The 14,026-nt window shown below is 59.4% G+C and carries 15 protein-coding genes and 1 pseudogene; 6 read left to right on the forward strand and 10 right to left on the reverse strand.

The window, feature by feature from the left end; genetic code table 11:
• Positions 1 to 81: 81 nt before the first annotated feature.
• Entirely contained in the window at positions 82 to 1,182 is a 1,101-nt protein-coding gene (locus NL116_RS06785; RefSeq protein ID WP_494376524.1) for an OmpA family protein, read from the forward strand.
• Positions 1,183 to 1,206: 24 nt separating this feature from the next.
• On the forward strand, positions 1,207 to 1,854 hold the full coding sequence (gene pdxH, locus NL116_RS06790) for a pyridoxamine 5'-phosphate oxidase (protein ID WP_494376525.1): 648 nt from the start codon (positions 1,207 to 1,209) through the stop codon (positions 1,852 to 1,854).
• Positions 1,855 to 1,859: 5 nt separating this feature from the next.
• Here pdxH and NL116_RS06795 read toward each other — a convergent pair whose 3' ends face one another.
• A complete protein-coding gene (locus NL116_RS06795) occupies positions 1,860 to 2,096 on the reverse strand; it encodes a hypothetical protein (RefSeq protein ID WP_494376526.1) in 237 nt (78 codons plus the stop codon).
• A gap of 132 nt (positions 2,097 to 2,228) precedes the next feature.
• Here NL116_RS06795 and NL116_RS06800 point away from each other — a divergent pair, with 132 nt between their 5' ends.
• Positions 2,229 to 2,693, forward strand: a complete 465-nt coding sequence (locus tag NL116_RS06800) for an outer membrane lipoprotein (RefSeq protein ID WP_123433764.1) — start codon at positions 2,229 to 2,231, stop codon at positions 2,691 to 2,693.
• A gap of 78 nt (positions 2,694 to 2,771) precedes the next feature.
• Here the strand turns inward: NL116_RS06800 and NL116_RS06805 are convergent, their stop codons facing one another.
• From NL116_RS06805 to nhaA, 3 genes and pseudogenes are all read right to left on the reverse strand, one after another.
• Positions 2,772 to 2,876, reverse strand: a complete 105-nt coding sequence (locus NL116_RS06805) for a colicin E3-like toxin immunity protein (RefSeq protein ID WP_494376527.1) — start codon at positions 2,874 to 2,876, stop codon at positions 2,772 to 2,774.
• 64 nt (positions 2,877 to 2,940) lie between these two features.
• Positions 2,941 to 3,861, reverse strand: a pseudogene (locus NL116_RS06810) (S-type pyocin domain-containing protein); the annotation flags it as partial.
• A gap of 121 nt (positions 3,862 to 3,982) precedes the next feature.
• Positions 3,983 to 5,170, reverse strand: a complete 1,188-nt coding sequence (gene nhaA, locus NL116_RS06815) for a Na+/H+ antiporter NhaA (RefSeq protein WP_494376528.1) — start codon at positions 5,168 to 5,170, stop codon at positions 3,983 to 3,985.
• Between the two features lie 236 nt (positions 5,171 to 5,406).
• On the opposite strand from nhaA, the gene NL116_RS06820 reads away from it, so the two are divergent.
• Positions 5,407 to 6,504 carry a PLP-dependent cysteine synthase family protein gene (locus NL116_RS06820; protein WP_494378015.1) on the forward strand — a complete coding sequence of 366 codons (1,098 nt, stop codon included), beginning with the start codon at positions 5,407 to 5,409 and terminating at the stop codon, positions 6,502 to 6,504.
• A gap of 143 nt (positions 6,505 to 6,647) precedes the next feature.
• On the opposite strand, the gene NL116_RS06825 is transcribed toward NL116_RS06820, so the two are convergent.
• Both NL116_RS06825 and NL116_RS06830 read right to left on the reverse strand, forming a co-directional pair.
• On the reverse strand, positions 6,648 to 8,261 hold the full coding sequence (locus NL116_RS06825) for an NAD(P)/FAD-dependent oxidoreductase (protein ID WP_494376529.1): 1,614 nt from the start codon (positions 8,259 to 8,261) through the stop codon (positions 6,648 to 6,650).
• Positions 8,262 to 8,355: 94 nt separating this feature from the next.
• The gene (locus NL116_RS06830; RefSeq protein WP_494376530.1) at positions 8,356 to 9,009 is read right to left on the reverse strand and encodes a COG3650 family protein; all 654 of its coding nucleotides are present in this window, start codon (positions 9,007 to 9,009) and stop codon (positions 8,356 to 8,358) included.
• A gap of 134 nt (positions 9,010 to 9,143) precedes the next feature.
• Here NL116_RS06830 and NL116_RS06835 point away from each other — a divergent pair, with 134 nt between their 5' ends.
• Positions 9,144 to 10,244 (forward strand): acyltransferase family protein, encoded by a 1,101-nt coding sequence (locus NL116_RS06835; protein WP_494378016.1) that lies wholly within the window; start codon positions 9,144 to 9,146, stop codon positions 10,242 to 10,244.
• Positions 10,245 to 10,263: 19 nt separating this feature from the next.
• On the opposite strand, the gene NL116_RS06840 is transcribed toward NL116_RS06835, so the two are convergent.
• Positions 10,264 to 10,863, reverse strand: coding sequence for a short chain dehydrogenase (locus NL116_RS06840; RefSeq protein WP_494376531.1), 600 nt, complete (start codon positions 10,861 to 10,863; stop codon positions 10,264 to 10,266).
• Between the two features lie 104 nt (positions 10,864 to 10,967).
• Between NL116_RS06840 and NL116_RS06845 the strand changes: the two genes are divergently transcribed.
• Positions 10,968 to 11,882, forward strand: coding sequence for a LysR family transcriptional regulator (locus NL116_RS06845; protein WP_494376532.1), 915 nt, complete (start codon positions 10,968 to 10,970; stop codon positions 11,880 to 11,882).
• Positions 11,883 to 11,930: 48 nt separating this feature from the next.
• Here the strand turns inward: NL116_RS06845 and NL116_RS06850 are convergent, their stop codons facing one another.
• Genes NL116_RS06850 through bufB form a run of 3 tightly spaced genes read right to left on the reverse strand, consistent with a single transcriptional unit; the run spans position 11,931 to position 14,022 of the window.
• The gene (locus tag NL116_RS06850) at positions 11,931 to 12,413 is read right to left on the reverse strand and encodes a DoxX family protein (protein WP_494376533.1); all 483 of its coding nucleotides are present in this window, start codon (positions 12,411 to 12,413) and stop codon (positions 11,931 to 11,933) included.
• Positions 12,410 to 13,171, reverse strand: coding sequence for an HvfC/BufC N-terminal domain-containing protein (locus NL116_RS06855; RefSeq protein ID WP_494376534.1), 762 nt, complete (start codon positions 13,169 to 13,171; stop codon positions 12,410 to 12,412). The genes NL116_RS06850 and NL116_RS06855 overlap by 4 nt, the downstream gene beginning before the upstream one ends.
• Positions 13,168 to 14,022 carry an MNIO family bufferin maturase gene (gene bufB, locus NL116_RS06860; RefSeq protein WP_494376535.1) on the reverse strand — a complete coding sequence of 285 codons (855 nt, stop codon included), beginning with the start codon at positions 14,020 to 14,022 and terminating at the stop codon, positions 13,168 to 13,170. Before bufB ends, NL116_RS06855 begins: the two co-directional genes overlap by 4 nt.
• Positions 14,023 to 14,026: the final 4 nt, after the last annotated feature.

Here is a 14,026-nt window from a genome sequence, read left to right on the forward strand (position 1 = left end):
AGTCTTTTCGGTTTCATAACGTCAGTTTGTACGGGCCGATTCGGTCTGATTTTTCATTACTTCATATTTTGTGGATATCCGATGTCATCCAAACCAACGCTTGCCCTGGCCCTGTGCTTTGCTATCACCGGTTGTGCACAGACCCCAAAAAGTGATTCCGATGGTGGCAGTTGGTGGCCGTTCGGTTCGTCCGACAAAGTCGCGGCCAAAGAACCGAGCCCGGTTCCTGCCCCAGCCCCGCTGAAAGTTGCTGCCACTGCACCTGTTGCCAAAAGTGAAAGCGCCAGCCCCTGGTACTGGCCGTTCGGCTCCGATGATGCCGCTGACAAGACCGCTGCCAGGCCGGAAGTAAAACCTGAAGCCAAACCGGTCCCGGTCGCCAAGTCTGATACCACGGGTAACTCGTGGTGGTGGCCGTTCGGCGGCAAGGATCAGAGCGCTACCAAAGTTGCGCCAATAGACCCGAAAGTCACCCAGGCTTGGCTCGACGACTACGAACCGCGTCTGCGCGAAGCAATCAAGGACAGCAACCTGCAACTTGAACGCCGCGAAAACGTATTGGTGGTGACTGCGCCGGTAGAAGGCTCGTTCAACCCGGATCGTCCAGCTATGCTGCTGCCTGTCACCCTCGGCCCGTTCACCCGTGTCGCGAAAATCCTTGAAGTCGATCCGAAAACGTCCGTGCTGGTACTCGGTCACAGCGATACCGCGGGTGCCGCACCGGCCAATGTGAAACTGAGCCAGGAACGTGCACAAGCCGTCGCCGCCATCTTCCGTCTAAGCGGTTTGCAGCGTGATCGCCTGATGCTCCGCGGCATGGGCGGTGACGCCCCGCGTGCGGCTAACGACAGTGTTGAAGGTCGTGCCTTGAACCGTCGCGTGGAATTGCTGGTGACCCCGCAGAACACCATGGTGGCGTTGCTGGCCAAGTACAACATGCCGGCTCCGGCGCCAGTGACTATGATCGCGGCGAAGGACATCAAGCCAGTGGCGACACCGGTCACCCCTGCGCCAGCGGCGAAGAAAGCGGCTGTGCCGGCGACAAAAAAGGCCCCGGCCAAGAAAGCCACCGCCAAGAAAGCGCCGGCTAAAACCGCAACACCAGCGAAGAAAACGGCGCCGGCCAAAGCCGTAGCCGATGCCAAAAAAGTCGACGTCGCGGCTGACGCCACCAAAAAGTGATTCGTTAACCAAAAGGAATGCGCCATGACCCAGGGCCTGGCAGATATGCGTCGTGACTACACCCGTGATGGCCTGGCCGAGGCGCAAGCCCCGGCAGAGCCGTTCGGGCTGTTCCACCAGTGGTTTGCCGACGCGGTGAAAACCGAGCAAGCGCCGGTGGAGGCTAACGCCATGACATTGGCGACGGTCGATCAGGACGGTCGGCCTCATTGCCGCATTCTCTTGCTCAAAGGTCTGGACGAGCAGGGCTTTACGTTCTTCACCAACTACGAAAGTGCCAAGGGTCAGCATCTGGCGGCGAATCCATTCGCCGCCATGACCTTTTTCTGGCCGGCCCTGGAGCGTCAGGTGCGCATCGAAGGTCAAGTGGTGAAGGTCTCGCCGGAAGAGTCCGATGCTTATTTCCAGGTCCGTCCGCTGGGCAGCCGACTCGGTGCCTGGGCGTCACCGCAGAGCCGGGTGATTGCCGATCGTGCCGAACTGGAAGCGCTGCTCAAGAACACAGAGCAACGTTTCAGCGACACTGCACCGCATTGCCCGGATCACTGGGGCGGTTATCGTTTGCTGCCCGAGCGCATCGAGTTCTGGCAGGGCCGTGCGAGCCGCCTGCATGATCGCCTCAACTACCGCCTGCAGGGCGCCGACTGGATTCTTGAACGTCTGGCACCCTAAGAAGTCTACCGATCGGGATACCCTGCAGCAGCGGTCTCAAGCCACTGGGGCAGGTCTCGACGCTTGATTTTCTGTGCGTGAGCGTTCGCCAGTTGCTGGAGCATGAAAGCTTTTTTCTGTTCATTGTTCCCGGCAAGGGCCAACGCCAGGTCGCGGTCCATCCAGCGTTTTATCCGCACGTACAGCCACCAATGGAAGTACAGACCGGCGACGGTCGTGATGAAAATGATGAAATAGTCCATGACAATCCTTGGGGCGTGAATGTGTTGTGGCGCCTGTACCGGGCCTGAATCAAAACATTTTTATCCCGGCGATGCCGTGACAGGCGTCAAGCTGCGGGGTTTAATGATCACCTGTCCTTTGGAGTTGATGCTATGCGTAAGTCTGTTTTGTTGGTTGCTTCCTTTTCCACGATGGCGATGTTGCTCACTGGCTGCCAATCCAGCCTGACCGGTGACTCTTACTCCCGTGATGAAGCGCGTCGTGTGCAAACGATTCGTATGGGCACCATCGAAGCGTTGCGCCCAGTGAAAATCGAAGGCACCAAAACCCCAATCGGCGGTGCTGCAGGCGCCGTGGTCGGCGGCGTAGGCGGTAGTGCCATCGGCGGCGGCAAAGGCAGCATCGTTGCCGCGGTCATCGGCGCAGTCGCTGGCGGCCTGGTAGGTTCGGCGGCCGAAGAAGGCCTGACCCGCACTCAAGGCGTCGAAATCACCGTTCGCGAAGACGACGGCAGCATGCGCGCCTATGTTCAGCAGGTTCAGGAGAATGAAGTGTTCCGCGTTGGCGAGCGGGTACGGATTGCTACTGTTGATGGGACGAGCCGCGTTTCGCACTAAGCGGGAATGGGTAACGAAAAAACCCGATCAGGTGACTGGTCGGGTTTTTTTTGGTCTGTGGTTTTCGTAATTTCTCGATTACCAATTTTCGCGGTCGTCAAAAGAGATCTGGTAGTCAGAATCGGTGATTTCAATCGTGTGGCGAAAGTAAGGTTGGAGAATGGCGACCCATTGGCTACCCACATTAAACCTCCGTTGTTAATGGTGTTCTCTACAAGGATTCCGAGAGGTCGCCGCTGATAGGCCTTGCCACTACCACATATAGAGACCTCACCCCCGACCCCGTCGGAAACACAAGAACGAAATCCATGTACTCAGGCGGATACACCGGATTCACGATGATGCTGGCCGCCGCCGGCGTTGGCGGATACACCCAGATATGCGGCGCCTGCGGTGCAGCCTCCAGCGCCGGGATGCCGAGGATGTCCGAGCCATCCGCAGCCGGTGTCCAGATCAGTTCAACGCCTTCCCCGAGATCCGCCACCTGCTGGCTGCCGCGCAGGGTGAACTGCATGACATCGACCATTTCCCAGTCGCGGTTCTTGCCGGTGTAGAACCCGTAACCCTTGAGGCTGCCGTCAGCCAGTTGCTCGACCTGCAAGCGAACGCGGGTTCTGGCCTGTTTCAGGGTACGCAGTTGATCTTCGGTATAGAGCGCGCTGTCACCCCGGCTCGGCGTCCAGAACAAGGCGACGACACCGGCCAATGTGGCGGCACTGGCAGCCTCCAGTGCCAATAAAGGTCCAGCGAGCGCCGGGGCTTTAAGGGCCAGTCGACCGATGCCGAGGGAGACGGCACTGCCACTGATGGTTTCGAGGTTCAGCAGTCCGGCATCGTCTGTATCACGAGCACCGAGCCAGGTCATTTCGCCGTAATCCTTGAGGCTGTCGGTCGGAACCACGCCCGAAGGATTCGAGTAATCGATGATGGCGTCCGGCAGGTTGCAGGACTTGGCAAAGACGCATCCCGCGCGAGGGATTTCGGATTTTTTCGTCGAGGCCTGAAGTCGATCTTCAAAAGCTTGCTGCCGGGCGAGCATGGCGTCGTAAGCGCTTTGTCGCGCATCGCGCTCAGCCAGTTCGGTAGCCGTCATGAAGCGGTGGGGGACGTGATGACCGCCACTGGAGGGTGGGGTTTTAACCCTGGGAACTTCCTTGTTGCCAGCCACTGATCTTCCTTGCGTTCGTCCGTCGACAGCTCCCGATAAAGGAGTTGTGCGACGTTAACGAACGAGGCGGATCGTGGCTGTAGGACGAATCTTTGATGCTGTTAGGAGCGTTCTCCTTTGCTCAGGATTGCAGCACGGCGCTCTTGCGACTCGCCATCGCCGTCACCGCATAACCAATCAATGCCGCCAGAATCGAACCGGTCAGAATCCCCATCCGGTCCATCCCTGCGTAGTCGCTGACGCCTGGCTCAAACGCGAGCGAGCCGACGAACAGGCTCATGGTGAAACCTATCCCGCAGAGGATCGATACACCCAGCACATGGCCCCAGTTGGCGCCTTGGGGCAGGGCGGCGATGCCGATTTTCACCGCCAGCCAGGTCAGGCCAAATACACCCACGGTTTTACCCAGCAGCAGGCCGGTCGCAATACCCATCGGTACGTGATGGGTGAAGCTTTCAACGGTGACGCCGCTCAGGGACAGGCCGGCGTTGGCGAAGGCGAACAGCGGCAGGATGCCGTAAGCCACCCACGGGTGCAGCGCGTGTTCAAGGGTCAGCAGTGGCGAAGATTCGGCGTTTTTGGTGCGCAGCGGAATGCAGAACGCCAAGGTCACACCGGCCAGCGTGGCGTGGACACCGCTCTTGAGCACACAGACCCAGAGGATCAAACCGATGATCATGTACGGCCCGAGCTTCACCACGCCGAGCCGGTTCATGGCGATCAGCGCGATGATGCAGGCGGCCGCCAGTGCCAGCGACAGTGTCGACAGGGTGCCGGAATAAAAGATCGCGATGACAATGATTGCGCCCAGGTCGTCAATGATCGCCAGGGTCATCAGAAACAGCTTCAGCGATACTGGAACGCGCTTGCCCAGCAAGGCGAGTACGCCGAGGGCGAAGGCGATGTCGGTGGCCATCGGGATGGCCCAACCGCCCAGTGCTGTCGGGTCGTCACGGTTCAAGAACCAGTAGACCAGCGCCGGCACGACCATGCCGCCAATCGCCGCGGCGCCGGGCAGGACGATTTGCGATGGTTTCGACAACTGGCCGTCGAGGACTTCGCGCTTCACTTCCAGGCCGATCAGCAGGAAGAACATCGCCATCAGGCCGTCGTTGATCCACAGCAGCAACGGCTTGGCGATTTTCAGAGCGCCGATCTGCGCGACGACGGGGGTGTCGAGCAGCCCGCTGTAGAGCCACGACAGGGACGAGTTGTTGATGATTAAAGCCAGGGCTGCCGCGGCGATCAGTAACAGACCGCTGGCAGCTTCCAACTGAAAGAAACGCGTGAAAGTGCTACGCAGAGGCAAGGTCGCTCTCCATCGATGAATTCAAAAGGTGGCACACCCTAACCCGTACTGTTAGTTGTTAAAACAAAAGTTATATTCTTTTTTGTTATATGCCGTAACAACGTAGTGGTCGGGACCGGACTTGAGCCTAGCAGTTGCCGGCCGTATTGAACGACAGCTGTACCTGTGCGTGATGTAGGTTTTTTCCTAAGCTTGAAGGCTGAGCCTTACAAAAAGGCCGACTCAACGAGAAAACCATCATGAGCGACAACCGACAGTGGGCTCGCGAAGCCATCCGGATTATCGAAGCGGACTTCCAGCGCAGCGCCGATACCCACCTGATCCCCTTGCCGCTGCCGGGTTTTCCGGGCATCGAATTGTATTTCAAGGATGAATCCAGCCACCCCACCGGCAGCCTCAAACACCGCCTGGCGCGCTCATTATTTCTGTATGCGCTGTGTAACGGCTGGCTCAAGCCCGGTGCGCCGGTGATCGAGGCGTCCAGCGGTTCGACGGCGATTTCCGAAGCGTATTTCGCCAATTTGCTGGGTTTGCCCTTTATTGCAGTGATGCCGGCGACCACCTCGAAAGAGAAGATCGCGCAAATTGCGTTTTATGGCGGCAAGAGTCATCTGGTCGACGACCCGACTCAGATCTACGCCGAATCCGACCGGTTGGCGCGCGAGCATGACGGCCATTTCATCGACCAGTTCACCTATGCCGAACGCGCCACCGACTGGCGGGCAAACAACAACATCGCCGAGTCGATCTTCCATCAGATGCGTTTCGAAAAGCACCCTGAGCCGAGCTGGCTGATCTCCAGCCCCGGCACCGGCGGCACCACCGCGACGCTGGGGCGATACGTGCGTTATCGCCAGCATTGCACCCGCGTGTTGTGCGCCGATGCCGAACGTTCGGTGTTTTTCGATTACTACCAGACCGGCGATGCCAGCCTGCGCCTGGAGTGCGGTTCGCGAATCGAAGGGATCGGCCGGCCACGGGTGGAAGCGTCGTTCCTGCCCAAGGTGATTGATGCCATGGTCAAAGTGCCGGACGCGTTGTCCCTGGCGGCCATGCACTATCTGGCACAGCGTCTGGGTCGGCGGGTAGGCGGATCGAGCGGGACTAACCTGATCGGCGCCCTGATGGCAGCTCAGCAGATGGCAGCGGCGGGGGAGTCGGGGTCGATCGTGGCGATTCTGTGTGATGGCGGCGAACGGTATGCCACCACGTATTACGATCAGGAGTGGCTCAAGGGCCAGGGCTATCAGTTGAGTGGTTTGATGGAGACGGTGGCGGCGAGTGTCGAGCGCGGTGAGGGGCTGCCGGCCAGCGTGCTGCGCGCCAATATCTGAGGTCTTTCAAACGCTGAAGATCATTGTGGGAGCGAGCTTGCTCGCGATGGCGGCAGATCATGCAACATCTCTGTCGAATATTGATCCGTCATCGCGAGCAAGCTCGCTCCCACAGGGTTTTGTATCGTGTCAAAGAGTGAGTATCAGGCCTCGAGGCCGAGGATGTCGCGAGCCACAGCCTCCGCAATCCGAATACCATCCACACCCGCCGACAGAATCCCGCCCGCATAACCCGCGCCTTCACCTGCGGGGAACAAGCCCTTCACGTTCAAGCTCTGCATCGACTCATTACGCGTAATGCGCAACGGTGACGAGGTACGTGTCTCGATCCCGGTCAGTACCGCGTCATGCAGCGAGTAACCGCGAATCTGCTTCTCGAACGCAGGTAACGCTTCGCGAATGGCTTCGATGGCAAACGCCGGCAAAGCCAGCGCCAGATCACCCAAAGCAACACCCGGCTTGTAGGACGGTTCAACACTGCCTAACTCGGTCGACGGCTTGCCGGCAATGAAGTCGCCGACCAGTTGCGCCGGCGCTTCGTAGTTGCTGCCGCCGAGCACAAAGGCATGGGATTCCAGTCGTTCCTGCAATTCGATGCCCGCCAGCGGGCCGCCCGGGTAATCGACTTCCGGGGTGATGCCGACGACGATCCCGGAGTTGGCATTGCGTTCGTTACGCGAGTACTGGCTCATGCCATTGGTGACGACGCGGTTCGGTTCGGACGTCGCGGCGACCACGGTGCCGCCCGGGCACATGCAGAAGCTGTAGACCGAGCGACCGTTCTTGGCGTGGTGCACCAGTTTGTAGTCGGCGGCGCCGAGTTTCGGGTGGCCGGCGTACTTGCCCAGGCGTGCGCGGTCGATCAGCGACTGCGGGTGTTCAATGCGGAAACCCACCGAAAACGGCTTGGCTTCCATGAACACGCCACGGCCATGCAGCATGCGGAACGTGTCGCGGGCACTGTGGCCGAGGGCAAGAATCACGTGTTTCGAATGAATCTGCTCGCCACCATCGAGCTCGACGCCGACCAGTTGGCCGTCCTCGATCAGCACGTCGGTAACCCGCTGCTGGAAGCGCACTTCGCCGCCGAGCGCTCGAATCTGCTCACGCATGTTTTCCACCACGCCGGTCAGACGGAACGTACCGATGTGCGGTTTGCTGACGTAGAGAATTTCGTCCGGCGCACCGGCCTTGACGAACTCGTGCAGGACTTTGCGGCCGATGAATTTCGGGTCCTTGATCTGGCTGTAGAGCTTGCCGTCGGAGAACGTCCCCGCGCCGCCTTCACCGAACTGCACGTTCGATTCCGGGTTCAGCACGCTTTTACGCCACAGGCCCCAGGTGTCCTTGGTGCGCTGACGCACTTCGGTACCGCGCTCGAGGATGATCGGCTTGAAGCCCATTTGCGCGAGCAGCAACCCGGCGAAAATCCCGCATGGCCCGAAACCGACGACAACAGGGCGTTGCTCAAGATCCGCCGGCGCGTGGCCGACTACTTTGTAGCTGACATCCGGTGCCACGTTGACGTTACGGTCATCGGCGAACTTGTGCAGTATCGCGGCCTCATCCCTGGCGGTTAGGTCGATGGTGTAGATGAAGCACAGTTCGGAGGACTTTTTGCGCGCATCGTAGCTGCGCTTGAACAAGGTGAAATCGAGCAGGTCATCGCTGGCGATGCCCAGGCGCTGCACGATGGCAGGGCGCAGGTCTTCTTCGGGATGGTCGATCGGCAACTTCAGTTCAGTGATTCGTAACATGGCAAGACCCGGTTCGCGGGGCGCACAACTGCGCCAAGGCGTTGGAAACCGGTGATTATAAGCCCCAAAGGCGGATTCCGTGAGGCTTAAACGATCAGTCGTTACGCGCACCGCCGAAATACGCGCAGCCGCGCTGCACCTGGCCATTGATGCGCAGTTCGGCGCTCATGTGCTGGACGCTGCCGGTGGTGCTGTCGGTGCAGCGTTGCGGTGCGACCCACAGTTCGATGTGCTGATTGTTGGCTTCGGTGCTGAGGTTGAAGCGACCATCGCCCAGTTGTTCTTCGACATACGGGACGGCCAACGGTGGTTGACCGGTACGATCGATCACCATGCCTTTGCCGCTGACCTTGACGCTCCACTCAGGCGAATGACCGGCCGCGCGCAGGATCTGCAGTTTGAAATTCGGATCGTCGCATGCCGTACTCGAGCGCTCGACGCGGTACAGCTGCTCGAGATCGAGGCGGCTGTCGACGATGCGCCCACGCACATCGGCGAACAACTTGCCCTTGGTATCGGCCAGGGACGCCGCTTGTTGCAGCACGCTGGTGCCGCCGGTGTCGTTGACCACATAACTGCTGGTTTCATTGCAGGGCTGGAACAGCAATTTGCCGTCTGCTGCCGTCAGTTGGCCTTGCATGCGGGTCTGGCCCACGTGGGAGGCGCTTTCACGCGGGCCATCAAACAACTGACAGGCGGCAAACAGCGGCAGCAGGGCAACGACGACTAAGGAACGGGCAACACGCATCTTTGGCTCTCCAGACAAGTGTCGCCACGTTACTCAGGCGCGCTCGTGATCACAAGGCTTGTGTGCCAGGGATTGAGTTGCCGGATGCGTCCCAGCATAGTGGCGCCCTTGTCCAGGATCGGGCTCACTTGCGCATGAATCAACACCTGTCTGTTTTCCCCAAACGGCTTTACGCACTGGATGCGCTGCGTGGTATCGCGGCGTTGGCGGTGGTGTTTTGGCATTGGCAGCATTTCTTTTTCCAAGGGGCGTTGCCAGGGCCGCTGCAAACCGAACAGCAACCTTTCTATAGCGTGTTCGCCTTGTTTTATCGACACGGTGGCGATGCGGTCGCGTTGTTCTTCAGTTTGTCCGGGTTCATTTTTTTCTGGTTGTTCGGTCAGGCCGTGGCGCGCGGGGACCTGGCCGGAAAACAGTTCTTCATTGAGCGTTTCAGCCGCATCTATCCGCTGCATCTGGCGACCTTCGCCGCTGTTGCGCTGTTACAGATGGCCTACACCCGGTATACGGGCAACGCTTTTGTTTATCCGTTCAACGATCTCTATCACGGCGTGTTGAACGTGTTTCTCGCCCCGGCCTGGGGATTGGAACAGGGTTGGTCATTCAACGCCCCGGCCTGGTCGGTTTCGGTTGAGGTGCTGCTCTACGCGGCATTCTTTCTGCTGTGGCGTTATTCGCCCCTGCCCCTGCTGATCAGCCTTTTCTTGATCGCCGTAGCCGCTTACGTGTTTCCTGCGCAGTACAAAATCACGCTGGGCGTGTTCTGTTTTTTCTGCGGTGGCGTCGGCTATGTGTCGGTGGCGTGGCTGCTGCATCGGATGCCACCGCGCTGGGTGGGAACGGGTTTGACGATCGGGTGTGTGGCAGGGTGGTGGTTGTTCGGCGCTGATCAGCCGTTGATCAAGTTTATGCTGTTGTTTCCGCTGACCATCATGGCCATTGCAGGCTGTCATCAGCTACTGGAGCCGGTTGCACGGCGCCTGGCGTGGCTGGGGGATATCAGCTACGCCTCCTACTTGCTGCATTTCCCGCTGCAAATTATCGCCGCGTTGCTGGCCGATAGATTCTTTGCGGGGCGAAGCGTCTTTTATCAGCCGTGGACGTTGCTGCTGTTCTTTGCGGTGCTGATCGGTGCCAGCCTGATCTGCCATCGCTGGTTCGAACGGCCCATGCAACAGTGGTTGCGACAGTTCGGGCGCGAGCGCCTGGCGAGCGGCGTGATCGCTCGCCAGTAACGCCTGTCAGAAAAAACGGTCAGCCGACGTGAAACGTCTGACCTGTCTGCAAGCCTTCTACGCTTTTGGCGTAGGCCAATGCCACATCGGCTGCGGGAACCGGTTTGAAACCGCGGAAGTAAGGCGCGTATTTGCCCATTGCTTCCACCAGCACATTCGGGCTGATCGAATTCACGCGCAGGCCGCGAGGCAGCTCGATGGCGGCGGCGCGGACGAAGCTGTCCAGCGCGCCGTTGACCAGCGCTGCCGAGGCGCCGCTGCGAATCGGATCGTGGCTGAGCACGCCGGTGGTGAAGGTGAACGAGGCACCGTCGTTGGCGAATTCGCGACCGATCAGCAACAAATTGACCTGGCCCATCAGCTTATCTTTGAGGCCAAGGGCGAAGCTTTCTCCGGTCATTTCATCCAGGGGGGCGAAGGTCACGTTACCCGCCGCGCAGATCAGGGCGTCGAACTTGCCGGTCTGTCCGAACAGCTTGCGGATTGAGGCGCTGTCGCTGATATCCACTTGAAAGTCGCCACTGTTGCGGCCGATGCGGAGAATCTCGTGACGCTGGGACAGTTCCTTGTCGACGGCCGAGCCGATGGTGCCGCTTGCGCCTATCAATAGAATTTTCATTGTGCTGATCTCGATTGGTTGAAAAGTGATCTCAGTCTAGAGTGGTTTTTTCCGTTGATAAGCGCACTAATAGGCAACCTTTGGTTTTCAAATGGAAACAATCCATGAGCGAGATGGATGACCTGGCGGCGTTTGCGGTATTGATCGAAGCAGGCAGTTTTACCCTGGCAGCGCAGCAACTGGGCTGTAGCAAAGGCCAGTTGTCCAAGCGCATCAGCTTGCTGGAGTCACGGTTTGCGGTGGTGCTGTTACAGCGCACTACGCGCCGTTTAAGTCTGACGGCGGCGGGCGCGGCGCTGTTGCCACAAGCTCAGGCACTTGTCGTCCAGGTCGAAAGGGCGCGTCAGGCATTGGCGCGGCTGAAGGACGACATGGCCGGGCCGGTGCGTATGACCGTTCCGGTATCTTTGGGGGAAACCTTCTTCGATGGCTTGTTGCTGGAGTTTTCCGGCAAGTATCCGCAGGTGCAGATCGAGCTCGATCTGAACAACCACTTTCACGACCTGTCCCGGGATGGTTTCGATCTGGCGATTCGCTCCGAGGTAGGCAAAGACGAGCGTCTGGTGGCCCGGCCGTTGCTGGCCTGGCATGAGATGACCTGCGCCAGCCCGGCTTATCTTGAACAGTATGGCGAGCCACAAACGCCGCAGGCCCTGGCCGAACACCGTTGTTTGCTCAACAGCCATTACAGCGGTCGTGAAGAATGGCTGTATCACCAGCAACACGAGTTGCTGCGCGTGCGGGTGTCGGGGCCGTTTGCCAGCAACCACTACAGCTTGCTGAAAAAAGCCGCGTTGGCGGGGGCGGGCATTGCGCGTCTTCCGTCCTATTTACTGCAGGCGGAATTGGCTGACGGGCGATTGCGCTGGCTGCTGCGTGATTATCAGACGCGGCGCATGCCGATGTACCTGGTTCACCCGTATCAGGGTGGTTTGCCGAAGCGCACGCAGGTGCTGGCAGATTACCTGATCGGCTGGTTCAAGCGCAGCGGAGAGGCGCTGGACCGCCTTCAGCGCTAGATTTTGGACCCTCAGCACACTCCTGCAAGGGTTCTTCATCGACTGGTACTAGCGGGCAAAGCGCCGGGCAATCAGGTGATCAATCGACAGTTTCCCCGGCTCCGTCGCCATCAAATACAGCAATACCGCCGCCCATGTGCCGTGGGTCGGGTACGCATCCGGGTAGACGAACAGTTGAATCGTCAGGGTCATGCCGAGCAAGGCCAGCGCTGAAAAACGCGTGGCAAAACCAATCAATATCAGCACCGGGAAAAAGTGTTCGGCAAACGCCGCCATGTGCGCTGCGATCTCTGGCGACAGCAACGGCACGGGGTATTCGCTCTTGAACAACGGAATGGTTGAATCGGCCAGTCGCGGCCAGCCGAGCTGGAACGTGCCGTCGATCAAATCAATGGCGAGGCCCTCGACCTTGGTTTGTCCGGACTTCCAGAACACCGCCGCGATGGAGAACCGGGCAATAAAGGCGATCAGGCTCTGTGGAATCATTTCCAGCAGCGCGAGGGCGCGGCTGATTGGGTTGTGAGTGGTCATAGCGATACCTTGATGTGGTGCAGATGAGTAATGGCGTTGTGGCTGATCAACAGGGCCAGGATTTGGTTGAGGTCGAACGCGGGGGCAGATTGCACTGCCTGAATCAGCGGTTGGCCGTTTTTCAGGTTCTGGATGAAGGCGCTGGCGCCGGGCTCGATGACGAAGACTTCGACGTCCAGACCATTGCGCAGGATCAACGCGTGTTGCGCGTGTCCCAGTTCAATTCCCGTCAGCGATGCGTCTTGTTGGTGGGCAGCCCAGATCGAGACCACGGCGAAGGCCGATGTCAGCAGGCTGAGCGAGGGGTGAAGTTCGACGCTGTGCTCGCTGAGGTATTGCGGGTCAGCGAGCGCTGCGCCAATCAGTTCATGGCTTATCGGCTGGGCATCAGCCGCGTGATAAGCAAGGGTGCGCAGGCGCTCCAGCCGCGCGACATCGGCCAGATACGGCACGCTGCCTGCCGGTTCGAAGCCTTCGATAAAGTCCGCAAAATCGTGGCCGTAATCCTTGATCAACGGGCTCTGAGGCGCGTGGCCGAGCACATAGACCCCGGCCATGGCGCGGAAAAACTCATCGCCGACCAATTGCACCACCACGGCGTAGCTGTGCGCCAAGGCGTTGATCAGCGAGCTCTGTACGTTATTGCGATACACCGCGAACCGGCTGGCGGGATCGGCACCGTTGGCACTGATCAAACCCGCTGGACAGGCCAGTTGGGGATCAAGCAGTGCGGCAGAAAAAGCGGCTTGAGTGCTCATGGCCGGCCCCTCGCGCACAGCAACAATTCATCGGCCTGACGCGCCTCGGCGAGCAAGACGCTGAAGGCCGGCAACTGATTGTCGCGTTCGATCAGGGTGCCTATCGGGCCTGTTCGCTTCAGCACGTGCTGGTACAAGGACCAGACGGCGTGGTCGATGGGGGCGCCGTGATCATCAATCAGCAGACGGTCACCGATGCTGTCGATGTCCTCGGCGAAGCCGGCCAGATGTATCTCGCCGACGGCATGAAGGGGCAGGGCGTCGATGTAGGCCAAAGGATCGCGCTGATGATTGATGCTCGAGACATAGACGTTGTTGACGTCCAGCAACAGCCCGCAACCCGTGCGGCGGATGACTTCGGTGATGAAGTCTGCCTCATCGAGCGTCGAGCGTTCAAACGCCAGATACGTAGCCGGGTTCTCTAGCAACATCGGGTGTTTGAGGGTGCTCTGTACGTGATCAATGTGTTCGCAGACGCGGCTCAACGTCGATTTGTCATAGGCCAGGGGCAACAGGTCATTCAGAAACACCGGGCCATGGCTGGACCAGGCCAGGTGTTCGGAAAAGGAGTGGGGTTGATAGCGCTCGATCAGTTCGGCAAGGCGTTGCAGGTGTTGAATGTCCAGCGGACCTTCGGCACCGATGGACAGGCCAACGCCATGCAGCGACAGCGGATACTGCTCGCGGATCAACCCCAGATAGTGATGAAAAGGGCCGCCGGCCACCATGTAGTTTTCGGCGTGGACTTCGAAGAAACCGATGTCCGGTTGTGAACCGAGCACTTCGCGGAAGTGCTCGGTCTTGAGCCCCAGCCCGGCGCGGGGCGGGAGCCCGAACGGTGAATTGTTCATGGTC

Source organism: Pseudomonas sp. FBCC-B1667 (assembly GCF_059133255.1).

Bases quoted from the DNA above. Each gene is read 5' to 3' on its own strand.
- NL116_RS06785 (WP_494376524.1), top strand. From the start codon at position 82: ATGTCATCCAAACCAACGCTTGCCCTGGCCCTGTGCTTTGCTATCACC.
- pdxH (WP_494376525.1), top strand. From the start codon at position 1,207: ATGACCCAGGGCCTGGCAGATATGCGTCGTGACTACACCCGTGATGGC.
- NL116_RS06795 (WP_494376526.1), bottom strand. From the start codon at position 2,096: ATGGACTATTTCATCATTTTCATCACGACCGTCGCCGGTCTGTACTTC.
- NL116_RS06800 (WP_123433764.1), top strand. From the start codon at position 2,229: ATGCGTAAGTCTGTTTTGTTGGTTGCTTCCTTTTCCACGATGGCGATG.
- NL116_RS06825 (WP_494376529.1), bottom strand. From the start codon at position 8,261: ATGTTACGAATCACTGAACTGAAGTTGCCGATCGACCATCCCGAAGAA.
- NL116_RS06830 (WP_494376530.1), bottom strand. From the start codon at position 9,009: ATGCGTGTTGCCCGTTCCTTAGTCGTCGTTGCCCTGCTGCCGCTGTTT.
- NL116_RS06835 (WP_494378016.1), top strand. From the start codon at position 9,144: ATGAATCAACACCTGTCTGTTTTCCCCAAACGGCTTTACGCACTGGAT.
- NL116_RS06840 (WP_494376531.1), bottom strand. From the start codon at position 10,863: ATGAAAATTCTATTGATAGGCGCAAGCGGCACCATCGGCTCGGCCGTC.
- NL116_RS06845 (WP_494376532.1), top strand. From the start codon at position 10,968: ATGAGCGAGATGGATGACCTGGCGGCGTTTGCGGTATTGATCGAAGCA.
- NL116_RS06850 (WP_494376533.1), bottom strand. From the start codon at position 12,413: ATGACCACTCACAACCCAATCAGCCGCGCCCTCGCGCTGCTGGAAATG.
- NL116_RS06855 (WP_494376534.1), bottom strand. From the start codon at position 13,171: ATGAGCACTCAAGCCGCTTTTTCTGCCGCACTGCTTGATCCCCAACTG.
- bufB (WP_494376535.1), bottom strand. From the start codon at position 14,022: ATGAACAATTCACCGTTCGGGCTCCCGCCCCGCGCCGGGCTGGGGCTC.